Annotated in this window: 19 protein-coding genes; 7 read left to right on the forward strand and 12 right to left on the reverse strand. The window is 63.2% G+C overall.

Annotated features, from left to right (window positions below; genetic code table 11):
* Positions 1 to 4 precede the first annotated feature (4 nt).
* Both SFY93_RS12150 and SFY93_RS12155 read right to left on the reverse strand, forming a co-directional pair.
* Positions 5 to 982 carry an ABC transporter permease gene (locus SFY93_RS12150; RefSeq protein WP_320447277.1) on the reverse strand — a complete coding sequence of 326 codons (978 nt, stop codon included), beginning with the start codon at positions 980 to 982 and terminating at the stop codon, positions 5 to 7.
* 24 nt (positions 983 to 1,006) lie between these two features.
* A complete protein-coding gene (locus tag SFY93_RS12155) occupies positions 1,007 to 2,620 on the reverse strand; it encodes an ABC transporter substrate-binding protein (protein ID WP_320447278.1) in 1,614 nt (537 codons plus the stop codon).
* A gap of 310 nt (positions 2,621 to 2,930) precedes the next feature.
* Here SFY93_RS12155 and SFY93_RS12160 point away from each other — a divergent pair, with 310 nt between their 5' ends.
* Complete coding sequence (locus SFY93_RS12160) at positions 2,931 to 3,860, forward strand: N-carbamoyl-D-amino-acid hydrolase (RefSeq protein WP_320447279.1); 930 nt, start codon at positions 2,931 to 2,933, stop codon at positions 3,858 to 3,860.
* A gap of 203 nt (positions 3,861 to 4,063) precedes the next feature.
* On the opposite strand, the gene SFY93_RS12165 is transcribed toward SFY93_RS12160, so the two are convergent.
* Both SFY93_RS12165 and SFY93_RS12170 read right to left on the reverse strand, forming a co-directional pair.
* Positions 4,064 to 5,002: an IS110 family RNA-guided transposase gene (locus tag SFY93_RS12165; RefSeq protein WP_320444434.1), complete on the reverse strand. Its 939-nt coding sequence runs from the start codon at positions 5,000 to 5,002 to the stop codon at positions 4,064 to 4,066.
* Between the two features lie 191 nt (positions 5,003 to 5,193).
* Positions 5,194 to 5,853: an aspartate/glutamate racemase family protein gene (locus SFY93_RS12170; protein WP_199712036.1), complete on the reverse strand. Its 660-nt coding sequence runs from the start codon at positions 5,851 to 5,853 to the stop codon at positions 5,194 to 5,196.
* Positions 5,854 to 5,952: 99 nt separating this feature from the next.
* Between SFY93_RS12170 and hydA the strand changes: the two genes are divergently transcribed.
* A complete protein-coding gene (gene hydA / locus SFY93_RS12175) occupies positions 5,953 to 7,419 on the forward strand; it encodes a dihydropyrimidinase (protein ID WP_320447280.1) in 1,467 nt (488 codons plus the stop codon).
* Between the two features lie 8 nt (positions 7,420 to 7,427).
* On the forward strand, positions 7,428 to 8,534 hold the full coding sequence (locus tag SFY93_RS12180) for a DSD1 family PLP-dependent enzyme (protein ID WP_320447281.1): 1,107 nt from the start codon (positions 7,428 to 7,430) through the stop codon (positions 8,532 to 8,534).
* 163 nt (positions 8,535 to 8,697) lie between these two features.
* Here the strand turns inward: SFY93_RS12180 and SFY93_RS12185 are convergent, their stop codons facing one another.
* The 6 genes from SFY93_RS12185 to SFY93_RS12210 form a co-directional block, all read right to left on the reverse strand.
* Complete coding sequence (locus SFY93_RS12185) at positions 8,698 to 9,405, reverse strand: ABC transporter ATP-binding protein (protein ID WP_320447282.1); 708 nt, start codon at positions 9,403 to 9,405, stop codon at positions 8,698 to 8,700.
* Positions 9,405 to 10,157, reverse strand: coding sequence for an ABC transporter ATP-binding protein (locus SFY93_RS12190; RefSeq protein WP_320447283.1), 753 nt, complete (start codon positions 10,155 to 10,157; stop codon positions 9,405 to 9,407). Before SFY93_RS12190 ends, SFY93_RS12185 begins: the two co-directional genes overlap by 1 nt.
* On the reverse strand, positions 10,154 to 10,990 hold the full coding sequence (locus SFY93_RS12195; RefSeq protein WP_120288801.1) for a branched-chain amino acid ABC transporter permease: 837 nt from the start codon (positions 10,988 to 10,990) through the stop codon (positions 10,154 to 10,156). Before SFY93_RS12195 ends, SFY93_RS12190 begins: the two co-directional genes overlap by 4 nt.
* Positions 10,990 to 11,868 carry a branched-chain amino acid ABC transporter permease gene (locus SFY93_RS12200; RefSeq protein ID WP_175366873.1) on the reverse strand — a complete coding sequence of 293 codons (879 nt, stop codon included), beginning with the start codon at positions 11,866 to 11,868 and terminating at the stop codon, positions 10,990 to 10,992. Before SFY93_RS12200 ends, SFY93_RS12195 begins: the two co-directional genes overlap by 1 nt.
* Positions 11,869 to 11,957: 89 nt before the next feature.
* The gene (locus tag SFY93_RS12205) at positions 11,958 to 13,184 is read right to left on the reverse strand and encodes an ABC transporter substrate-binding protein (RefSeq protein ID WP_320447284.1); all 1,227 of its coding nucleotides are present in this window, start codon (positions 13,182 to 13,184) and stop codon (positions 11,958 to 11,960) included.
* 448 nt (positions 13,185 to 13,632) lie between these two features.
* Complete coding sequence (locus SFY93_RS12210; protein ID WP_320447285.1) at positions 13,633 to 14,304, reverse strand: MarR family winged helix-turn-helix transcriptional regulator; 672 nt, start codon at positions 14,302 to 14,304, stop codon at positions 13,633 to 13,635.
* Between the two features lie 187 nt (positions 14,305 to 14,491).
* On the opposite strand from SFY93_RS12210, the gene SFY93_RS12215 reads away from it, so the two are divergent.
* Positions 14,492 to 16,000: a 4-hydroxyphenylacetate 3-hydroxylase family protein gene (locus tag SFY93_RS12215; RefSeq protein ID WP_320447286.1), complete on the forward strand. Its 1,509-nt coding sequence runs from the start codon at positions 14,492 to 14,494 to the stop codon at positions 15,998 to 16,000.
* 183 nt (positions 16,001 to 16,183) lie between these two features.
* Here the strand turns inward: SFY93_RS12215 and SFY93_RS12220 are convergent, their stop codons facing one another.
* A complete protein-coding gene (locus tag SFY93_RS12220; protein ID WP_320447287.1) occupies positions 16,184 to 17,383 on the reverse strand; it encodes an amidohydrolase family protein in 1,200 nt (399 codons plus the stop codon).
* A 49-nt stretch (positions 17,384 to 17,432) separates the two neighbouring features.
* A complete protein-coding gene (locus SFY93_RS12225; RefSeq protein ID WP_320447288.1) occupies positions 17,433 to 18,014 on the reverse strand; it encodes an amino acid synthesis family protein in 582 nt (193 codons plus the stop codon).
* Positions 18,015 to 18,156: 142 nt separating this feature from the next.
* Between SFY93_RS12225 and SFY93_RS12230 the strand changes: the two genes are divergently transcribed.
* The 3 genes from SFY93_RS12230 (at position 18,157) to SFY93_RS12240 (ending at position 21,706) form a co-directional block, all read left to right on the forward strand.
* Entirely contained in the window at positions 18,157 to 18,849 is a 693-nt protein-coding gene (locus SFY93_RS12230) for a MarR family winged helix-turn-helix transcriptional regulator (protein ID WP_320447289.1), read from the forward strand.
* Between the two features lie 126 nt (positions 18,850 to 18,975).
* Positions 18,976 to 20,133, forward strand: a complete 1,158-nt coding sequence (locus tag SFY93_RS12235; protein ID WP_320447290.1) for an HlyD family secretion protein — start codon at positions 18,976 to 18,978, stop codon at positions 20,131 to 20,133.
* Positions 20,120 to 21,706, forward strand: a complete 1,587-nt coding sequence (locus tag SFY93_RS12240) for an MFS transporter (protein WP_320447291.1) — start codon at positions 20,120 to 20,122, stop codon at positions 21,704 to 21,706. The genes SFY93_RS12235 and SFY93_RS12240 overlap by 14 nt, the downstream gene beginning before the upstream one ends.
* Positions 21,707 to 21,988: the final 282 nt, after the last annotated feature.

Raw genomic sequence — 21,988 nt, forward strand, 5'->3', positions numbered from 1 at the left:
CATCTCATGCCTCCGCCTGGATGCGCGGATCGAGCCGCGCATAGAGAAGGTCGACGAGGAAATTGACTAATATCACCAGCAGCGCTGAGACGAAGACGATGCCGAGCAGCGTGTTGAGATCGCGTTGCACGACAGACTCGTAAGCCAGCCGTCCGAGGCCTGGCAGCGAGAACACGCTCTCCACCACGACCGAACCGCCGAGCATCGTGCCGGCCTGCAGGCCGATCAGCGTCACCATCGGCAGCAGCGCATTGCGCAGCACGTGCTTGGCGACCACGCGGGTCTCGTCGAGTCCCTTGGCGCGTGCCGTGCGGACGAAATCGAGATTGAGCACTTCCAGCATCGAGGCGCGCATGATGCGCAGATAGATGGCGAGGAAGATCAGCCCCAGCGTCAGTGTCGGCAGGATCAGATGCAGCGCGATATCGATGGTGCGGCCAAATCCGGTTTGTGCGGCACCGATATCCTCGAAACCGCCGGCCGGCAGCCATTGCAGATAGATCGAGAACACAACGATGGCCATCAGGCCGAACCAGAACGACGGGGTGGCATAAAAGACGAGGCCGAGGGTGGAGATCAGCGTATCCGGCCATTTGTTGACGCCGCGCGCGGCGATGACGCCGAGCAGCAGACCGAAGAAAAACGCAAAGGACAGCGACGCGGTCATCAGCAGGATCGTCGGCGGCAGGCGTTCGAGGATCACGGTCGCGACCGGCTTGCCGTAGATCGAGGAGAAGCCGAGATCGAGGCGGATCAGTCGCCACAGATAGTTGCCGAGCTGCATCGGGATTGAGAGATCGAGCCCGTAGAATTTGCGCAGCTCGCGCGCGGTTGCGGCATCGCCGCCGCCCATCTGCGCCATCATGGCATCGACGGTGTCTCCCGGTGCGAATTGCAGCAGCAGGAACACGCCGATCAGGATCAGGAATAACGTTGGGATCGAGGCGGCGAGACGCCGCCCCGCAAGGCTCAGGATGCGCATCTGGCTATTGTGGCGAAGTTTGGCTCAGGCGGAAAGCCAAAGATCGTGCCAGCTCGACGATCCCCAGCGCGGCGTGTTGGAATGGTTACGCGCCTTGGCCGTGATCACCGTGACGAAGATCTGTTCGATCGGCATCCACACCGGCAATTCGGTGTTGGCTTCCTTGACGAAGGTCGCATAGAGCGCTTTGCGCTTGACCGGATCGATTTCGGTGGCCGCGTCGTCGATGACCTTGTCGATGGCGTCGTTCTTCCAGTCCCACTGGTTGGTCCAGGGCGCGCCCTTCGGTTGGCCGGAGCGATACCAGACCGTGGTCGAGACGGCGGGATCGTTGCGATACTGGTGCCAGCCGGTCGAGAGGTCGAAGGCGTGATCGTCATAGACCTGCTTCAGGAAGCCGCCGCCGTCGTTGCGGACGATCTCGACGGGAATGCCGACTTCGCCGAGCGACTGCTGGATGAAGGTCGCCCACAGCGAGATGTCCTCGCCCCATGGCGCGGGCAGGAGACGCAGCGAGAAGCGCGTACCGCCGGCCCCAGGCTTGAAGCCGGCCTCGTCGAGCAGCGCGATCGCTTTCTTCTTGTCATAGGCATATTGCGGCGTGTCCGGACCCGGATAGAAGTCGGTGGAGACCGAGGGGATCGGGCCGGTGCCGAGCTTGGCGAAATCGCCAAGGAAATTCTCGATGAAGAACGGCACATTGATCGCGTGCGCAATGGCGCGGCGGACGCGGATATCCGCGAGTTCCTTGCGGCGGAAGTTGAACTCGATGGTGTTGGTGCGCGCGTTGCCTTCATTGCCCTTGGTGGAGACGATGAAGCGCTTGTCCTTGCTCAGCCGTGCTGTGTCGGAAATCGTCAGGCCCGTGAACGGGCTGTACTGGATGTCGCCGGCTTCCATCTGGGCGGCGGCCGCGGCGCGGTCGGTGACGACCTTCCAGACGATGCGGTCCAAATAGGGTGCATTCGGGCGCCAGTAGTTCTCGTTGCGCTCGGCGATGATGTATTGGCCGCGCTCGTATTTGACGAATTTGAACGGGCCGGTGCCGACGGGGGCGAGGTTGGTCGGGTTCTGGCGGATGTCGCTGCTGCCCTCGTAGAGATGCTTGGCGGAGATGTAGCCGAGGTCCGGCAGCGCGCGCAGCAGCAGGCCGAGCGGCATCGGGCGCTCATATTTGAAGATCGCGGTCTGCGCGTCCGGCGTTTCGACGGCGGTGAGGAACAGCTGCAGGGTCGATCCGTAATTGAGGATCTTCTTCCACATGTTCATGGCGGTGAATTGGACGTCGGCCGAGGTGAACGGTTTGCCGTCGTGCCAGGTCACGCCCTTGCGCAACTTGAAGGTGATGGTCTTGCCGTCCGGCGTGGATTCCCAGCTCTCCGCGAGCACGCCGACCGGCTGGCCATTGGCGTCGAGGTCGACCAGCGCTTCCTGGATCTTGCCGCCGATGATGTAGACGCCAGTGGAGGCCTGAATGCTGGGGTTGAGCTGACGCTGTTCTGCACCGTAATGGACATTGAACACGCCGCCCTTGCGGGGCGTTTCCTGCGCGAAGGCGCGCAGCGGGTTTACGACATTGGCGGCGATGGCGGCGGAGGTCAGCAGTGCCGTGCGGCGGGTCATTTCCAGGCGGGTCATGGTGTCGAAGTCTCCTGCGTCGGGCCTGCGCAGATGGAACCAGCGCATAGCCCGCGCAACCTACGGCACAAGGCCGGAGGGAGTCATTCTCTAATCCGGTGACGGAGGGAGAATTCTTGCAGAACCAAGGTGTTCCCTGGCATGAATGCTGCGCCCGATTGTTAGGCACGCAAGCTATCTAACTAAGCAGTTTTGGGTCTCTCCCGCAGTGAAACGCCCTCCCATTCGGCTCGAACAGGGGGCGCTGACCTGATACAAGCCTTGATGCATTTCTCGCAGACGTCTTGACCACTCCAATCCGGATGATCCCATGCGCAAGCTCACCGTCGCCGCCGCCCAATTGGGCCCGATCCAGAAAGCCGACAGCCGCGAGGCTGTGGTCAAGCGCATGCTGGCGCTGCTGGACGAGGCCAAGGGGCAGGGCGCCAATCTCGTCGTCTATCCGGAGTTGGCGCTGACGACATTTTTCCCGCGCTGGTACATGATCGACCAGAAGGAGGTCGACACCTGGTTCGAGTCGGAGATGCCGAACGCCGCCAACCAGCCGCTGTTCGATGCCGCCGCCAAGGCTGGTATCGCGCTGTCCATCGGCTACGCCGAATTGACGCCCGACGGCCATCACTTCAACACCCAGATCCTCACCGACAAGACCGGCAAGATCGTCGGCAAATATCGCAAGGTGCATCTGCCGGGCCATGTCGAATTCGATACCGAGCGTGCCTTCCAGCATCTGGAAAAGCGCTATTTCGAACCGGGCGATCTAGGCTTTCCCGTGTTCCGCGCGCTGGGCGGCATCTTCGGCATGATGGTGTGCAACGATCGCCGCTGGCCGGAATCCTACCGCGTGATGGGTCTGCAGGGCGTCGAGATGATCGTGCTCGGCTACAATACGCCGTCGGTAAATTCGCAGAAGTCGGTCGAGGGTCCGGAACAGCGCCTGTTCCACAATCGCTTGTCGGTGCAGGCCGGCGCCTATCAGAACTCGACCTTCGTGGTTGCCGTCGCCAAGGCCGGCGACGAAGACGGTCATCCCCTGATCGGCGGTTCGCTGATCGTCGATCCCAACGGCGTCATTCTCGCCGAAGCCAAGACCGAAGGCGATGAGCTGCTGGTCTGCACCGTTGATCTCGACGACACGAAGTTTGGCAAGGACACCATCTTCGACTTCAAGCGCCACCGGCGTATCGAGCATTATGGCCGGATTACCAGCCAGACGGGCGTGGTGCTGCCGCCGGAGTGAGTGAAGGGCGCCGTTGCTTCTTCCTTCTCCCCGCTTGCGGGGAGAAGGTGGCTCGAATGTGCGAAGCGCGTTCGAGTCGGATGAGGGGGACTCTCCATGAACGGCGTAGCCAATGGAGAGTCCCCCTCACCCGAATTCCACATGCTTCGCATGCGGATTTCGACCTCTCCCCGTAAGCACGGGGAGAGCGACTGCCTTTTTGGTCAAGCGTTTTGATGCTGCCATGGGGTCTTGTCTCGCAGGATGGCGTTGAGGATGGTGAGCAGCTTGCGGGCGACGGCGATGATAGCGACGAGCTTGGGCTTGCCGGCGGCGACGAGCTTGTCGCGGAACAGTTTGAGCTGCGGATTGAAGCGGGCGGCCACCATCGCTCCCATGAACAACACGCGGCGTACATTGGCCCGGCCGCCGCCGATGAAGCTCTTGCCGCGCCACTGGCCGGATTGCCGGGTCCATGGCGCCAAACCGGCGAGAGCCGCAATCTGACGACGATCGAGTGTGCCGAGCTCCGGCAGTTCGGCAATCAGGCTGCGCGCGATGGTCGGACCGATGCCGGGCACCGACGCCAGCAAGTCTTCCTTCTCGGCCCAGGCCGGCGATCCCCGCACGTGATCGCCGATGTCGTCGTCCAGTTCGGACAACTCCTTCTCCAGTGCCTTGTGGAGCCGGGCGATGCTCTTCTTCAGGCGCGGATTGCTGACGCGCCGCGCACGCTGGCCTTCCGCGGCCATCATCTCAACGATCTGGCGCCGACGCGCCACCAGATCGGCTAGCAGCCGCGTCGTGGCATCGGGAAGCGGCCGCAGTTGCGGTTTGGTCGCCTCGGTAAAATGCGCGATCACCATGGCATCGATCGGATCGGTCTTGGCGCGCTTGCCGAGGGCGTTGGCAAAGGCGCGCACCTGTGCCGGATTGACCACCACCACAGGCAGATCGGCGCCGGCCAATCCTGCGGCGACCACCGTCTCGAAGCCGCCGGTCGCCTCGATCGCCACCACCAGTGGCGGTCGCGCTTTCAGCCGCGCGATCAGATCATCGATCCCCGCACCATTGCGGGCAACCGCAAAACTCTCACCGCCCGGACGCATCGCCACGTCCAACCGATCTTTCGACACATCGATGCCAACATAAATCGCGTCCATCTGATCCCATCCTTGCGCAACCGGGCTTGCTGAGCGGCCCAAGCGACTGTTCGGGTTCGATGGAACGGCAAGCAAGGACCCGCGCTCTCCCACGGGCTTGGTGTCCCTCAGGTTACTCGGTCTCCCGCCTGCCACCGCTCCGCATAGCTTAGCAGAAACGGCGGGAGGCAAGTTACAAGGTAAGAGAAGTGCTACTGAAACATCACCGTGCCAATGGCCATGCTCACCGCAGCCTGTGTCGGATCGATCACCGGAATGCCCAGCGCATCCTCGAGCGCGCTGCGATGACGCGACATGCCCGCGCAGCCCATCACCACGGCGTTGGCGCCGTCCTCGTCCTTCAACTGGCGGCCGACCTTGATCATGCGCGCCAGCGTGTCGTCGCCGGAAGCCGCTTCCGCCACGGTCATGTTGAGCGGACGTTCGCCGGCGAAGCGATCCATCAGGCACATCTGGCGCAGATAGCGCATGTGCCGGCCGATCGAGCCTTGCGCCACCGCGATGACGCCGAAGCGGTCGCCGCGCGACAGTGCCGTCAGCACGCCGGATTCGGCGATCCCGAAGACAGGACGCTGCGTCGCCTCGCGGCACACATGCAGGCCGGGATCGGAATAGCAGGCGATGACAAAGGCATCGGCGGAATTATCCGCGGCCACCAGCCGGCTCAGCGGTATCGTGACGCTTTCGAGATCGGCCTGCGTTTGCACGCCCAATGGTCCTTCCGCCAGCGTGACGCATTCGATCTCGGGCCCGGCTTCGAACATCACCGGTTGCAACGCCTCCGCGAGGTTGCGCGTCACCTGCGGGTTGCTGTTCGGATTGACCACCAGAATCTTCTTGCGGGGCTGCATATTCGGCTCCTTGTCAGGACAGCAGTATTACCGGAAAGTGCCGACCGTCAAAGCCTGTAAAATGTTCGCATATCCGATCCAATCCCTGGAGTTCTGCCCTTGTCCGATCCCGTCTACGACCTCGTAATCCGTGGTGGCACCGTCGCCACATCGAGCGATGTATTTGCCGCCGATGTCGGTATTACCGGCGAGACCATCGTGGCGCTGGGCAGCGGGCTTGCAGCCGGCAAGACGGAAATCGATGCAACAGGCAAGCTGGTTCTGCCGGGCGGCGTCGACGCCCATGCCCATATCGAACAGCTCTCCGCTGCGGGCATCATGAATGCCGACACTTTCGAGAGCGCGACGCGCTCCGCGGCCTTTGGTGGCACCACCAGCATGATCTCCTTTGCCGCCCAGCATGTCGGGATGGATGTGCAAGAGGTCGTCACCGACTATACGGCGCTCGCAAAGAAGGGCGCGATGATCGATTACGCCTTCCACATCATCGTCTCCGATGTCACCGACAAGGTCATTGCCGAGGATATTCCGGCGCTGGTGAAGCAGGGCCATTCCTCGATCAAGATTTTCATGACCTATGACCGGCTCAAGGTCGACGACGAGAAGTTGCTGGATATCCTCGCCGCGGCGCGTGAGGCGAAGGCGCTGGTCTGCGTCCATGCAGAAAATCACGGCGTCATTGCCTGGATGGTGAAGCGCCTGATCGACAAGGGCTACACCGCGCCGAAATATCACGCCGTCAGCCATGCGCGGGTGTCGGAATCCGAAGCCTTCACGCGGCTGATCGCTTTCAGCGAATTGCTTGATCAGCCGGTGATGATCTTCCACGTCTCGACCCGCGAAGGCGCGGCGGTGATCCGCGAGGCGCGCGGCCGCGGCGTCAAGATTTTCGCCGAGACCTGCCCGCAATATCTGTTCCTCACTGCCGATGACATGGACAAGCCCGGCGCCGAAGGAGCGAAGTGGATGTGCAGCCCGCCGGCGCGCACCACGGACGATCAGGAAGCGCTGTGGCACGCGCTGGCCCTCGGCGATCTGCAACTGGTGTCGTCGGATCACGCGCCGTATCGCTATGACGAGACCGGCAAGCTGCGCGCAGGGCCGAACCCGACATTCAAGCAGGTCGCCAACGGTCTGCCGGGCCTCGAAGTTCGCCTGCCGCTGCTGTTCGACGCGATGGTGTCGAAAGGGCGTCTTGGTCTCTCGAAATTCGTCGAACTGACATCGACCGCACCGGCGCAGATCTACAATCTGCCGAAGAAGGGCTCGATCGCCATCGGCAACGATGCCGACATTGCGATCTGGGACCCCGTCCGCAAGGTGACGCTTACGGATGAGATGATGCACGATCTCACTGGCTTCTCGCCGTTCTCCGGGCGCACCGTCACCGGCTGGCCCGAGAAGGTGTTGTTGCGCGGCCGCGTGCTGGTCGATGGCAATACGTTCACCAGCAAGCCGGGCGAGGGACGCCTGATGCTGCGCGAGGGCGGCAAGGCCGCGACGCCGTCAGGCAGACTCGCCGCCGAGATGGATCCGGCGAAGAACTTTGGCGCAAAGTTGCTGTGATGCAGAACATGCTCGATCCCAATCTGCCGGCTTTTGCCGATATCCAGACGCCTGCGCTGGTGCTGGATGCGTCTGCGATTCAGCGCAACATCACGGCCATGGCCGAGTTCGCCAAAGCGCATGGCGTTGCGCTTCGCCCGCATGCCAAGACCCACAAGTCCACACGCATCGCACAGTTGCAGATCGAGGCCGGCGCGGTGGGCATTTCCTGCGCGACGGTCGCCGAGATCGAGGCTTTCGCGCAGGCAGGCATCACAGGGCTGTTGCTGACCACGCCGGTGGCCGACCGACCGAAGCTCGCGCGTCTGGCCGCTGTCGCGGATCACAGCGACATCAGCATCGTCGTCGATCACGCCGACCAGGTTCACGTGCTGCACGAATTGCTCGATGCGGGCAGCCGTCCGCTGCAGGTGCTGATCGATATCGATGTCGGCCAGCGCCGCACCGGCGTCGTTGACACAGCTTCGACACTCGCGCTGGCGCAATTGATCGAAGCCACGCCGGGCATGACATTCGGCGGCATCCAGGGCTTTGCAGGTCACGTGCAGCACATGATCGACTCGCAGGAGCGCAGGGCAGGTGCTGCGCGCGTGCGGGCTATGCTCGATGAGCATCTGCACGTGCTGGCGGAAGCGGGTATCAAGGCGGAGATCGTGACCGGCAGTGGCACGGGCGCCTGCGCCTATGATGTCACGGGCACCTATACGGAGCTGCAGGTCGGTTCCTATGTCTTCATGGATTCCGACTACGGCAAGTTGGAGCACGAGGGTGGTGCGCTGCCTTACGATCCAAGCCTGTTCATTCTCGCGACGGTCACGTCGGTCAATCGTGCCGGCGAATTCACCGTCGATGCCGGCGTCAAGGCGATGGCCTTCAATGGCCCGGTGCCGTCGCTGATGTTGGGTGTGCCGGAAGGTTCAACCTATCGCTTCGGCGGCGACGAGCACGGCATGATCACGATGCCGGCGGGGGCCGCGGCGCCGAAGCTCGGCAGTCGCGTGTTGTTGCTGACGACGCATTGCGATCCCACGGTGAATTTGCACGCGGCGTATCAGGTGGTTGGGCATAATAATGGCGTGGAGACCTGGCCGGTGCTGGCGCGGTATGGGGCGTGAGAACCTCTCCGCTGTCGTCCCCGCGCAGGCGGGGACCCATACACTCTAGAGATTTAGTTAGAACGCTGACCGTTGTAACTCTGCCGCCTCACCGCGTTGACCGTGGTTATGGGTCCCCGCCCCGCGCGCCTTCGGCGCGCTAGGCGGGGACGACAACTGAGTGTCAATGCGTCCCACCCAAAAACGCATCCGACACCGTCGGATCATTGATCAACGCCTGCGCCGTGCCTGAGGTCACAACGCGGCCGGTCTCCAGCAGATAGGCCCGATCGACGATCTTCAGCGTCTGCCGCGCCTTCTGCTCGACTAGCAGCACCGTCAGGCCTTCGTCGCGAAACTGCGCGATCATATTGAACAGCGTGTCGGTCATCAGAGGCGCCAGGCCGAGCGAGGGTTCGTCCAGCAATAGCAGCTTCGGCTTCGACAGCAGCGCGCGGCCAATCGCCAGCATCTGCTGCTCGCCGCCAGAGAGAAGACTGGCGAGACCGTCGCGGCGCTTGCCGAGGATCGGGAAGCGCTCCAGCATCTTCTCGACATCGGTCGTCGCCGCAGACTTGTCACTGCGCGTGTAGATGCCCATCAGCAGGTTTTCATGCACTGTCATGCGGGCGAGAATGCCGCGGCCTTCCGGCACCAGCGCGATGCCGCGGCGGAGATTCTTCTCGGCGGCATTCGGCACGAGCTTCTCGCCCTGATAGGTGATGTCGCCCTGGAACGGCAGCAGTCCCGCAATGGACCGCGCGATAGTGCTCTTGCCGGCGCCATTGGCGCCGAGCAGAGCCACGATCTCGCCCTGCTTGATGTCGAGATCGACGCCGCGCACCGCGGTGATGGCGCCGTAGCGGACCTGCAAGCCTCGGATGGTGAGCATCAGTCGTCCTTTCCGAGATAGGCGTCGAGGACGACAGGGTTGGCGCGTACTTCCTCGGGCTTGCCTTCGGCGATCAGCACGCCAAAATCGAGGACATAGAGATAGTCGCAGAGCCGCATCACGAAATTCATGTCGTGTTCGATCAGCAGGATGGTGAGGCCGGTGTCGCGGAGCCGGATCATCAGCGCGCGGATCTCCTCGGCCTCGTCGTGGTTCATGCCGGCGACGGGTTCATCCAGCAGCAGCAGCTTCGGCCTGGCGGTGACGGCGCGCGCCATCTCCACCTTGCGCTGGATGCCGTAGGGCAGGGATTTCGCCGGGCGGTCGCGCAGTTCGGTGAGGCCGAAGAACGCCATCACTTCCTCGGCGCGTTCCTGCGCTGCCGGATTGGCCCAGGAGATCGGCAGCAGACGCCGCCACGCGCTTTCGCTATGCGGCTGCGCCACCAGCAGATGCTCCCAGACCGTCATGCTGCCGAACAGCCGGATGTTCTGGAAGGTACGGGCGATGCCCTCGCGCACGATGCGATAGGACGGCCACTGCGTGACGTCGACGCCCTTGAGTTTGACTTCGCCGGCATCGGCGCGGTAGGCGCCGGTAATGGTGTTGAACAAAGTCGTCTTGCCGGCGCCGTTCGGACCGATCACGCCGACGATCTTGCCTTCCGGCACTTCGCAGACCATGCCCGACAGCGCATGGATGCCGCCGAACGTCTTGGTGACACCGGTGAGTTGAAGCAGGGGCGTGCTCATGCCGCGGCCCTCCGGAAGGTCAGTGTGCGGATCAGCGAGCGATCGAGAATGCCCTGACGCCGGACCAGCAGCACGACGATCAGCAGCGTGCCGAAGGCGGCGAGCCGCCAGTCGGCGATCGGACGCAGGAATTCAGGCAGGAACACCAGCAGCAATGAGCCGACCAGCGAGCCCGGTCCGACGGTGGAGCCGCCGAGGATCACAGCCAGCACGAATTCGATCGAGCGATCGAAGCCGAAATTGGCCGGCTCGATATAGACGTTGTGATGCGCGAACAATCCGCCGGAGACGGCGGCCACGGCGGCGCCGACACCGAAGGCACCGATCTTGGTCACGGTGGTGTTGAGACCGATCAGGCCGGCGGCGGTTTCGTCGTCATGGACAGCCTGCATTTCCAGCCAGACGCGCGAGCGCTCCAGCAGCATCACCGCGATCAGGATGCCGCCGGCCCACAGCCAGACATAGCCGACCGAGATGTGCTGCATGCCGCGATAGCCGCCGGAGCCGCCCATGGCGTCGAAGTTGAGGAAAAAGCTGCGCACCATTTCGCCAAAGCCGACGGTGGCCATCGCGAGATAGATGCCTTTCAATCTCAAAGCAGGGAAAGCAACGATGGCACCGATGATGCCGGCGGCGATCGCCGAGATCACAAGTGCGAGCGTCAGCGGTACGTTCAGCGCGACGGTGAGATACGACGACAGATACGCGCCGATTCCCATGAAGGCGCCGTTGCCGAGCGAGAGCTGGCCGGTGGCGAGGATGATATAGACGCTGAGTGCGCCGAGCAGGAGAATGCCGGACTCGGCGAGCAGGCTTGCATAATAGGTCGACATCAGACGCGCTGCCCCTGATCGGATCGCGCGCCGCCGAGCAGGCCCTGCGGACGCAGCAACAGAATGAGGATCATGAAGCCGTAGACGACGAAGTCGCGCACCTGCGAGCCGCCGTAAGCGACGGTCAGCACTTCGGCGATGCCGATCAAGGGACCCGCGACCAGCGCGCCCCAGATCTGGCGCGTGCCGCCGATCACCATCACGGCGATGGCCTTGAGGCCGATCTCGACGCCGAGATAGGGCGTGATGGTGCCGTAATGCAGCGCGATCAACACGCCGGCTACGCCGGCGAGCGAGCCCGACAGGATGAAGGCCAGCATGGTCAGGCGGTCAGCGGAGACGCCCAGGATTCGTGCGACTTCGCGGTTCTCGGCGACGGCGCGCAGCGCGCGGCCCATCGGGGTCTTCTGCACGATATAGGCGACCAGCGCGACCAGCACGACGGTGGCGACGAGAACGATCAGCTGCATCTCGCCGATATTGACAGGGCCGAACGCATATTGCTTGCCGAAATACTCGTCGGGGAGCTGGGCAGGATCGGAGCCCCAGATATTGGTGGCGACATTCTGCAGGATGATCGAGAAACCCAGCGTCGACAGCATCGGCGTCACCAGCGGCGCGTCGCGCAGTGGCTGGTAGCCGATCTTCTCGATGGCAATGGCGATCACGGCTGCACCGAGCATGCCGCCGAGCACGGCGACCGGAAGCGGGAAGCCCGCGGTGATCAGCGTGAAGCCGAGATAGCCGCCGATCATGAACAGTTCGGCAATCGCGAGATTGAGAATGCCGAGAATGCCCATCACGAGCGAGAACGACAGCGCCAGCAGCGTATAGACCGCTCCGAGCGTCAGTCCGTTGACGAGTTGCTGTATCAGCATGGGGATTGCAATCGTTAAATCAGGTGGTCGTCATCATGACTGCGGCCGGGAGGACTTCCCGGCCGCAGCGGCGTGGATCATGTGAGAGATCAGCAGGCCGGGTGACCGGGCGCCGAGCTGCAGCCCTTGACCTTGGTGTCCCAGGCGCCGTTCTGGCCCTGCAGCACGTAGAAGGCCTTGATCGCGTCGCCGTCGTCATTGAAGCCGATCGGGCCGCCGAGACCGGCGAAGCCTTCGAGCTTGACAAGGTGATCGCGGATCTTGGTGCGGTCGGCTTCGAGATCGGCCGGCTTGCCGGTGACGCCAGTCTTCTTGATCGCTTCGATATACATCGAGACGATCTCGTAGATGTTGGCGTCATACATCGAGGGCTCGATGTCCTTCGGCAGGCCCGATTCCTTGCGCAGCAGCGGCGTCAGGGTTGCCGTGAACTTCTCGGGTGCCGGGCCTGTCATGGTGGCGTAGAAGGTCGCGGGCGCGATCACCGGGATTTCCGGCGCAGCCTTGAGAATCGCCGACGAGATCAACTGAGTGGCGCCGACGACCGGCTTGATCAGACCCTGGCGCTTCATCTCGCGCAGCACGGTGATGGCCTGGCTGTAATCGGCGCTGACAACGACGCCGTCGGGATTCAGGGCCTTCAGTTTGGTGACCTGTGCTGACACATCGAGGTCGCCGGTGTTGAACGACAGCAGATCGTTCTCGTTGGCGACGATGATGTCATTGGCCTTCAGTACAGCCGGCATGATCACCTTGCCGACGGTGGACGCCGTGGCGTCCTTGGCGTCGAAGATCACGGCGACGGTCTTGATGTTGAAGGCCTTCTTGTAGAAAGGCACGGTGGTCTTGGCGAGCACGCCTTCGTCGATGGTGTTACGGAATGCCCACGGACGGTTGAGTTTCGCCACGCCCGGCTTCGAGGAGGCCTGCGAGGTGGAGACCACCTTCATTTCATTGGCGACCGGGAAGGTCACTTCGGCGGCGCTCGAGGTCAGCGGGCCGGCCACGGCAAGAACCTTTTCGTCGCCGGCCAGCTTGCGCAGCGAGCTTGCGGCCTGCGCCGGCTTGGCGGCGTCGTCGAGAATGGTGATCTTCAGCTTCGCGCCATTGATGCCGCCGGCATCGTTGGTCTGCTGTTCCAGCATCTTCAGCGTCACGGTGTTGCTGCGGCCCCACTCGGCGAACGGACCGGAGCTCGGCACCACCGCGCCGATGGCGATTTCCTGCGCCCATGCCTGACCGCCAACCATGGCGGAGAGCGTGACGGCGGCAACTGTGCCCAATACGCGCGGCAAATTCGATTTGATCCGTGACATCGACGATCGTCCTCTTCTGCTGATGCTTTTGCTGCAGTGATCCGCAGCATAATCCAGATAAAGATTTCTATGCATGCCATGTGCCATCGCCGGCTGTGACAGCGGAATGACAGCGTTGGTCGGATCGTCCAATAAATTTCAGGCTTTGACAATCGTCATTCTGAGTATCTTTATAAAATAGTTCTCTTAAGAAGCTAATTTATGCGGCAGTGCGGCCCGGAAATGCAGCAATTCGAAGCTGGCGGGAATGCGCGCAATTGCCTGTTTCACGGGTGTTTGGTGTTGCGGGCGCGTCGCGGCTGATTCCCGCGTCGTCCTTGGGCAGGCGGGGGCTGCGCTCCCCCGGTGCCGTTTTGTCGCAGCAATGGCGACGCGGGCAGTGGCTATCCCCGGGGCCTTGGCCGGGTGCAACCGCCGGTCCTGACGCGGGTCAGATTGCAGGCCGGATTCAGCCCTTGCGCGGCTTGCCGCGCTTGGCGACGGCGATTGAATGCGCCTCGGGCGAGAGCTGCTTCACATTGGTGTCGGCCAGATAACGCTGCAACGCAATGGCGCGGTCGCTGGAATCGACGAGCCGCTGCACCATGTCCAGCAACTGGTGGAATTCCCGGGTGCCGAGGCAACCGAACTGCACGTCGTTGACCTGTGCCTGAGTCGGCGCGAGCCGCTCCAGCAGTTCGGCGCCATGCGGCGTCACCACGAGGCTGATGCGGCGGCGGTCGCCGGTGTGCGAGGTCTTGGTGATCAGCCCTTTGGTTTCGAGCTTGTTGGTCACGGTGGTGACGAAGGCGCCGCTCAGATGCAGGTGATCGGCGACGGCGCGTACATGGACGTCGCCTTGCGCCGACAGATGCCGGATCGAAATCAGGGTCGTGTATTCGATGCCGGCGAGGCCGATGACGGCGGCGTGGCCTTCGCGCAAGGTCTGGTGGCGGACCAGAAAGCCGAACAGGCTATGGACGAGGCGGCGGAACTGGGCGTCCGAGCCGTCCACCAGTAGCTCCGGACGGGAGACCGTCAATGCGGCGCGGGACGCCGGCCGGCCTGTGGCAGGCTTCTTGCTGATCTCCTTGCCAACTGATTTGCCGATCGAAGTGGAACGCGCTGCGGATTTGGCCACGTGATGATCCCATGTATCAAAACTTGCCCGAGCTTGGCGGCTTCGCGCGGTAATTGCAATCACGACGAATGATGCAGGTGTGCGAATGCCACAGGTCCGCTTGACAACGGATTCAAAATAGCTTCGGATGATAGCTATTAATGGTGATGACCGGCACGCGGCCGGCAGCATGTGACGGAGAAAAGTGATGAACAAGGCATTTGGATCCGGTGCGGCAGTTGCCGGCGTCAAGACTGGCGCCCAGCATGTCGCCGCTGTGCGCGACGGTCGTGCGGTCTATCTCGACGGCAAGAAGGTCGATGACGTCTCGACCCATCCGGCCTATCGCCATGCGGTCGCCTCGGCCGGCGCGCTGTATGACTATCAGGCCGACCCCGCCAATATCGAACGCATGACCTTCGATATCGGAGGCGGCCGCCGGGTCAATCGCGCCTGGCAACTGCCGACCAGCTACGCGGAACTGGTCGAGCGCCGCAAGGCGCTGGTGGAATGGGCCGAACTGTCCGGCGGCTTCCTTGGCCGCTCGCCCGATCACGTGGCCTCGTCCATGTCCGGCATGATGATGGGCATCGGGGTGTTCGACAATTACGACCCGAAACGCGCACAGGCGTTCCGCGATTGGTACGACTACGCCCGCAAGAGCGACCTGTTCCTGACCTATGTGATCAACAACGTGCAGGGCGATCGCTCCAAGGCGTTCGGCGATCAGGGCAAGAATGCGCAGGACATGGTCGCGCGCATTGTCGACGAGGATGCGTCGGGCATCACCATCCGCGGTGCAAAACTGTTCGCCACGTCAGCCATCATGGCCAACGAGATCTTTGTCGGCTCCGGCCAGCCGCTGCGGCCGGGCGAGGAGCATCTGGCGTTCTCCTGCGCGCTGCCGATGGGGACCAAGGGCCTCAAGATGCTGTCGCGGAAATCGTTCGAGGCCCATGCGCCGAACGAATACGACAATCCGCTGGCCTATCGCTATGACGAGAACGACGCGCTGGTGTTCTTCGACGACGTGAAAGTGCCGTGGGAGCGCGTGTTCCTGCTCCGCAACACCGACATGTGCCGCGCCCAGCTCCATGACACACCGGCCCATGTCTACCAGAACTATCAGGCGCAGATCCGCCTGTCGGTGAAGCTGCGTTTCCTGGTCGGCCTTGCGCGCGGCATCGCCAAGACCATCGGCACGATCAATTTCCCGCCCGTGGTCGATACGCTCGGCAAGCTGGCCTCGCAGGCAGCGCTGATCGAGGGCATGGTGCTCGGCATGGAAGCCGGCGGCGCCATGCGCGGCGACTACTATCTGCCCAACAAGCATCTGCTCTATGCGGCGCAGGTGCAATCGCAGGAGATGTATCCGCAGATCATCAGCACGATCCGTGAACTCGCCGGCGGAGCGCTGCTGATGCTGCCGTCGTCGGTGGATGATTTCAGCAATCCGGAAATCGCGGACATTATCGGGCTGACGCAAATCTCGCCGGCGATGTCGGGCCAGGACCGCGTCAAGCTGTTGAAGCTGACCTGGGACGCCGTCGGCTCCGAATTCGCCTCGCGCCATCTGCAATATGAGATGTTCTATGCCGGCGCGCAGTTCGTCACCCGCGGCCATAGCTACCGCACCTATGACTGGGAGCGCGCTGCGGGCATGGCCGAGAAGATGACGGCGAAATATGATTTGCCGGAGTTCGGTGGGGCGAAGTAAGGCGAAAGCCCCTCAGGTGTCATCCCCGCGAAGGCGGGGATCCATACACGCTGGCACGCTGGTTGAGACGACGTAGTCGTGGCTCTGCCGTCTCTCTCTTAAGCTGACCGTGGTTATGGGTCCCCGCCCCGCGCGCGCCTTTGGCGCGCTAGGCGGGGACGACAACTGAGAGTGGTCGCTAAATCAATGCACCGCCGCGCCCGAGAAATCCCGCGGCAATCTCGTCTCCGCCACGCGCACATTCCGCATACCCGCTGGCGTGTTCCGGCTGCGGCCGACGAAGCGCGGCACGCCGTCGGTGATCACGGCGCTCACCGCCGGCACGTCGCCATTCACAAGCGCCGATAGCGCATCGTTCCGCGAGCCGCCGGCGCAAGCGTCGATCAGCACCACGTCGGCATCCTTGCCGGGCTTCAGAAATCCGCTGTTGAGCCGATAGACCGTGGCATTGTTGCCTGTCGCAGCCGCGATCGCCTGTTCGGGCGGCATGCCGCCCAGGCTGGCGAGATGGCTGATGGTGTAGAACATGCCAAGCGGCATGATCCCGCTGCCGGTCGGTGTGTCCGTCGCGATCAGCAGGCGCTCCGGTTGTTTGGCTTCGTCGAGCAGTTTCGCCGTCAACAGCGCGGTGCGCAGATTGCCGGCCGTGCAGAGCTGCAGCGCGATGTCGCTTTCATTCACCAGCCGCGCGAAGCCGGCTTCCGGCATCGCCACCGGGCCGCCATTGACGTGAAACGACACGCTCGGATTGGACTTCAGCACATGTTCGGCCCAGATTCCCGATGAGCCGGGGATCGACGAGCCGCCGGTATGCATGGTGGTGACCATGCCGAGCTGGCGTGCGGCGAGCATCAAGGGTGCGTAGTCGAATGGCGTCTCGAATGCGCCGAAGCCGGCTTTCGCAAGCCACAGCCCGGCCTTCACCAGTTCTTCCAGATCGGCCTCTGTCAGTACCGGCTCAAGGATGATCGAGCCGGCATGCACGCGCATGCCGCCGGGGCGATAGTCGAGGAAACAGGCACGCGCGGCCAGCGCCAGTGCCTTCACGCCGGCGGGATCCTTGGGGCGTCCGGGGACGTGTACTTCGGACGCTGTGATGGACGTGGTCGTGCCGCCATGCACGTAGCTTTCGAGATAGCCGACCACGCGCTGCCTTGGCGTGTAATCCCCGAAGGTAATGTGCACATGGCTGTCGATCAGGCCGGGAATCGCCGTCGTGCCGGCGGCGTCGATCACCACATCGGCCGATGACACCTGGTCCGATGACAGCGTGCCGATCGCGCTGATGCGGCCATCCTGCATCAGGATGCAGTCGCCGTCGGCGAACGGCGCCTTGAGATCACCGGTGACGATGGTGCCGATATTGACGATGGCCGTTTTCATACCCGTCTCCGCAATCTCAAGGCCGTCCAAGGCCGCACAAAGCTGCAGCCTAGCGCAAGCCGTCCTTGCCGCCGATATCCCTGGCATTCAACCCGCCGACCCGCGCATTGAGGCGCCCGCGATTGGCGAGACAGACGATCAGCGCAACTTCATCGGCGGCCGGCGCATCGGGGGGCAGCGTCACCGAGACGCCGTCGTAATGCGAGCGGACATAGAGCGCGTCCTTGTGCGCCAGGGGAACGTCGATCAGGCAGCCGGGAGCGGCGAGCTTGGTGAAAGAGGGGATCCACGCTTCGGCGCCGCCGACGGCCTCGCGCAGCGGCGTGGCGAAGGTCGTGGTCAGCATCGCATTGGCGTGTTCGAGTTCGCCGCCGAGCCCGACGACGCCGCCCTTGCCGTAGCTTTCCACCTTGTACGACCCCATCGCTTCAACCGCGAGCTTGGCCAGCACGGCGCCGACCTCGACGCTGGCGGCAATTGCCTCGGAGAGGTCTCCGACATAGCGTCCGGCATAGGGGTTGGCGACGATGGCCACGGCGGCAACGCGGCGCAGCGGCTGGTCGTGCCGGTGGCCTGCTTCAACCTCCTTGTGGTCGGTGAAGCAGAGCAGGCGCCTGATATCGAGTTTCATGGTGTTCTCCCGTCGGATTTGGCGCCGATCCTGACCCAGTAAATGCATTTGATCAATAGCTTCGTTTAGAAGGTATGCGGAATCGCTTGACGCGGCAGCGGGCCCCGGCCAATTCTGTACCGGTCGATCATCAGGAAGCGGTATGTCTCGTTCCAAGGTTGCGCCGCTTTCCAAAACGTCGGCACTGCGTAAATCCGGCAAGGCCCTGGCCAAGCCCGCGGTGAAGGCGGGGGCCAAAACCGCGCTCAAGGCAAAACTTCCGGCGCCGGCGTTGACCACGTCGCGCAAGGCGCTGCTGGTCGATGGCTCCGATCATGCATTCCGGCAACTCGTGCACACATTGCTGGCGTTCCTCGCGCGTCACGAGACCGTGCGTGAGGGGCATGCCGCCGCGATCGGCCTCGCCGGCATCGAATACACCGTGTTGATCTCGGTGAAATATCTGGCCGCTGAAGGCGATGTCAGCGTGCGCGAACTCGCAGCGCATCTGCATCTCAGCGGCGCTTTCGTCACCACGGTGTCCAACAAGCTGCAGCAGATGGGCCTGCTCGACAAGCTCGTGGATCCCGCCGATCGCAGGCGCCTGCGCCTCATGGTGACGCAGGCCGGCGACGCGCTGCTGGCGAGCCTCAATCCGACGCAGCGTCAGGTCAACGACGTACAGTTCGATTGTCTCAACGCGGACGAATTTCATCAATTGCTGGGAAGCGTCGAGCGTCTGGTCGAATCCAGCGAGCGTGCCATTGCGCTGCAACGCTATCTGCAGCCGCGTGGCCTGGATACTCCAGCGCCATCGCGTGGCGGCGAAAGGCCCGCACGTCGCAAAAAGATATAAACCTGCGGTCCTTGTTACGAATCGCACCCGAATGGTGCGGCACCGGTATGGAATGCCGATATCGGGCGATTGAATCGCTTGCGACGACATGAGACATAATGTCACTCAGGTCGCTGCGAGGAAGACATGTCCCAGCTTGATGCATCCCCAACGCCACAGCCGGCGCCGCCACAATCTGTTGCGCCGCCACCCGCGCAGCCTGCGGCGCTGACGCCAGCGCAGCAGACGTGGCGTCGTCTTGCGATTCCGTTGCTGGCGGTTGCTGCCGCGCTTGTCTTTATCGTTCTGGCCACCACACGCTGGGACATCTGGATGGGCAACCGGGCGGTGCAGACCACCAACGATGCCTATATACGCGCGCAGACGACGCGGCTGTCGAGCCGCGTGGCCGGTGCCGTGAAAGCCGTACCGGTGAACGACTTCCAGCACGTCAAGGCCGGCGACCTGCTGATCCAGATCGATCCCGCGGATTACGAGGCGCAGGTGGCGCAGGCCGAGGCTGGCGTCGCCGGTGCGCAGGCAGCCCTGGACAATCTCGCCAATCAGGTCGAGCTGCAATATGCCACCATCGCGCAGGCCGAGGCGCAGCGCGTGTCTGCGCAAGCGCTCGAAGTGCAGGCACAGCAGGAGCGGGAACGCCAGGCCTCGCTGACGCAGACCGAAGCCGGCACGCGGCAGCGCTTCGAACAGGCAACTGCCGCCTATGCCAAGGCACAGGCCGATGTAAAGGCGAGTGGCGCGGTGATCGCTGCGCAAAAACATCAGCTCGAAGTTCTCGCCGGCACGCGCAAACAGCGGGCTGCCGATCTGCTCGGCGCCAAGGCGACGCTGGAAGCGGCGAAGCTGCGCCTCGGTTACACGAAGATCGTGGCGCCCTTCGATGGCGTGGTCAGCGAGCGTCAGGTGCAGCCGGGCGATTATGTCAATATCGGTTCGAGCCTGATCAGCATCGTGCCGCTGCCCGACGTCTATGTGATCGCCAATTTCAAGGAAACGCAGCTCACGCGCGTGAAGCCCGGCCAGCCTGTGGACATCGTCGTCGATACGTTCTCGGCGGAGACGCTGCGTGGCCGCGTCGAGCGGGTCTCGCCGGCGTCGGGATCGCAATTCGCCTTGCTGCCGCCGGATAACGCCACCGGCAATTTCACCAAGGTCGTGCAGCGCGTGCCGGTCCGCATCACGCTCGACAAGGGACAGCCGCTGCTCGACCGGTTGCTGCCGGGCATGTCGGTAACCGCCAGCATCAACACCGACGCGCCGGCGGCCGGCAATGGCGGAAAGTAAGGTCATCGAAAGCGGCCCGGTCTCGACCGGGGGCGTTTCGCATCATCCGATCTTTGCGGTCGGCGCGGTGCTGCTTGGCGCGTTCCTCGCCAACTTCGATACGCGTATCTTCTCCATCGGTCTCGCCGATCTGCGCGGGGCACTGGGGCTGAGCTTCGACGAAGGCGCGTGGCTCTCCACCGCCGGCACCGCGTCGCAGATCTTCATCGCGCCGGCGGTGGCCTGGATGGCCACCGTATTCGGGCTGCGCCGCGTGCTTGGCATCCCCGCTCTGGTCTATGCGGCGATCTCGCTGATGATCCCGCTGGTGCGCGACTACAATCTGCTGCTGGTGCTGAACATCGTGCACGGCATGCTGCTCGGCACCTTCGTGCCGGCAACGCTGCTGATCATCTTTCGCAATCTGCCGATGCAATGGTGGCTGCCGGCCATTGCGATCTACGCGATCCGCGTCGGCTTCACGCTCAATTCCGGCACCGCGCTGGTCGGCTTCTATGTCAGCCACATCGGCTGGCAATGGATGTTCTGGCAGGATGTCATCATCGCGCCGCTGCTGGCGCTGTTCGTCTGGCTCGGTACACCACGCGAGCCGATCAATCGCTTCGTGCTGTGCGAGGCCGATTGGGGCGGCATGCTCTTGCTCGGCACCGGCATGGCCATGATCTATGCCGGGCTCGATCAGGGCAACCGGCTGGACTGGCTGGGTTCGGGTACGGTGGTGGCGCTGCTTGGCGGAGGCGCGGTCCTGACCGTCGGCTTCTTCATCAATGAGTCGGTGGTCAAACGGCCATGGGCGCATGCCGAAGTGCTGCTGTCGCGCAATATCGGTCTCGCGCTGCTGACGATCATTCTTTACACCATGACCAGCCTGTCCAATTCGTCGCTGGCGCCGAATTTTCTCACCAACATCGCGCTGTTGCGGCCGGAACAGTCCGGCATGTTGTTTCTGCTCTATGCCGTCGTGCCGATGATCGTGCTGGTGCCGCTGTCGATCTGGCTCATTCGCTATTACGACGTGAAGCTGACGCTGATCATTGGCCTTGCGGCATTCGCCGCCGCCGCCCTCCTGGGCACGCAGCTCACCCATGAATGGGCGCTTGGCGATTTCATCCCGATGGTGATGTTGCAGTCGCTTGGGCAGAGCTTCACGCTGCTGCCCATCGTGATCATCGCACTGTCGAATTCCGATCCGTCGCGCGCCACCGCCTTTGCAGCCTATATCCAGGTCTTCCGACTCGGCGGCGCCGAGATCGGCATCGCGCTGATGGGCACCTGGCTGCGCGTGCGCGAGCAGATCCATTCGAACCTCCTCGGCCAGCATGTCGCCAGCGGCGATGCCGATGTCGTTGGCATTCTCGCCAAACTTACCGGCCGCTTCGCCAGCCATGGCGAGGGTCTCGCACAAGCGCGCGGCATCGGCACGCTGGCAAGTCTCGTGCAGCGCGAAGCCAATACGCTGGCCTATATCGACGGCTTCTGGCTCACCTTTTGGTTCGCGATGGCGGCGCTGATCACCGTGTCGCTGATCGGTAATGCGCCGAAGGGCCCGTTCACGCCGAAGCCGCGAGGGTGAGGGGGAGGATCTCTCTCGTCATTCCGGGGCGCATGAAAGCGGCGAAGCCGCTGCAATGCGACCCCGGAATCCCGGAGTGTTCAGCGCAAAACAGGTTGGGATTCCGGGCTCGGTCCCGTCGCCTGCGGCGCTGGTCCCGCCCCGGAATGACAGTGTGGGGTGGCAAGACAGCGCCAGATATTTTTTCCTATCTCCCGTTGACAACATCCCTGCATGGACTATATTCCCCTCTGTCCTGTCCCACCGAGAGGGGCGATCGCGATCGTCACGTTCGCGGGGCAG

The organism is Tardiphaga sp. 42S5 (assembly GCF_034044155.1).
GTDB lineage: Bacteria > Pseudomonadota > Alphaproteobacteria > Rhizobiales > Xanthobacteraceae > Tardiphaga > Tardiphaga robiniae.

Coding starts and splice junctions, on each gene's coding strand:
- SFY93_RS12235 (WP_320447290.1), top strand. CDS start 18,976: ATGTCCCAGCTTGATGCATCCCCAACGCCACAGCCGGCGCCGCCACAA.
- SFY93_RS12155 (WP_320447278.1), bottom strand. CDS start 2,620: ATGACCCGCCTGGAAATGACCCGCCGCACGGCACTGCTGACCTCCGCC.
- SFY93_RS12230 (WP_320447289.1), top strand. CDS start 18,157: ATGTCTCGTTCCAAGGTTGCGCCGCTTTCCAAAACGTCGGCACTGCGT.
- SFY93_RS12220 (WP_320447287.1), bottom strand. CDS start 17,383: ATGAAAACGGCCATCGTCAATATCGGCACCATCGTCACCGGTGATCTC.
- SFY93_RS12190 (WP_320447283.1), bottom strand. CDS start 10,157: ATGAGCACGCCCCTGCTTCAACTCACCGGTGTCACCAAGACGTTCGGC.
- SFY93_RS12240 (WP_320447291.1), top strand. CDS start 20,120: ATGGCGGAAAGTAAGGTCATCGAAAGCGGCCCGGTCTCGACCGGGGGC.
- SFY93_RS12185 (WP_320447282.1), bottom strand. CDS start 9,405: ATGCTCACCATCCGAGGCTTGCAGGTCCGCTACGGCGCCATCACCGCG.
- SFY93_RS12180 (WP_320447281.1), top strand. CDS start 7,428: ATGCTCGATCCCAATCTGCCGGCTTTTGCCGATATCCAGACGCCTGCG.
- SFY93_RS12150 (WP_320447277.1), bottom strand. CDS start 982: ATGCGCATCCTGAGCCTTGCGGGGCGGCGTCTCGCCGCCTCGATCCCA.
- SFY93_RS12170 (WP_199712036.1), bottom strand. CDS start 5,853: ATGCAGCCCCGCAAGAAGATTCTGGTGGTCAATCCGAACAGCAACCCG.
- SFY93_RS12160 (WP_320447279.1), top strand. CDS start 2,931: ATGCGCAAGCTCACCGTCGCCGCCGCCCAATTGGGCCCGATCCAGAAA.
- SFY93_RS12225 (WP_320447288.1), bottom strand. CDS start 18,014: ATGAAACTCGATATCAGGCGCCTGCTCTGCTTCACCGACCACAAGGAG.
- SFY93_RS12215 (WP_320447286.1), top strand. CDS start 14,492: ATGAACAAGGCATTTGGATCCGGTGCGGCAGTTGCCGGCGTCAAGACT.
- SFY93_RS12195 (WP_120288801.1), bottom strand. CDS start 10,990: ATGTCGACCTATTATGCAAGCCTGCTCGCCGAGTCCGGCATTCTCCTG.
- SFY93_RS12165 (WP_320444434.1), bottom strand. CDS start 5,002: ATGGACGCGATTTATGTTGGCATCGATGTGTCGAAAGATCGGTTGGAC.
- SFY93_RS12200 (WP_175366873.1), bottom strand. CDS start 11,868: ATGCTGATACAGCAACTCGTCAACGGACTGACGCTCGGAGCGGTCTAT.
- SFY93_RS12205 (WP_320447284.1), bottom strand. CDS start 13,184: ATGTCACGGATCAAATCGAATTTGCCGCGCGTATTGGGCACAGTTGCC.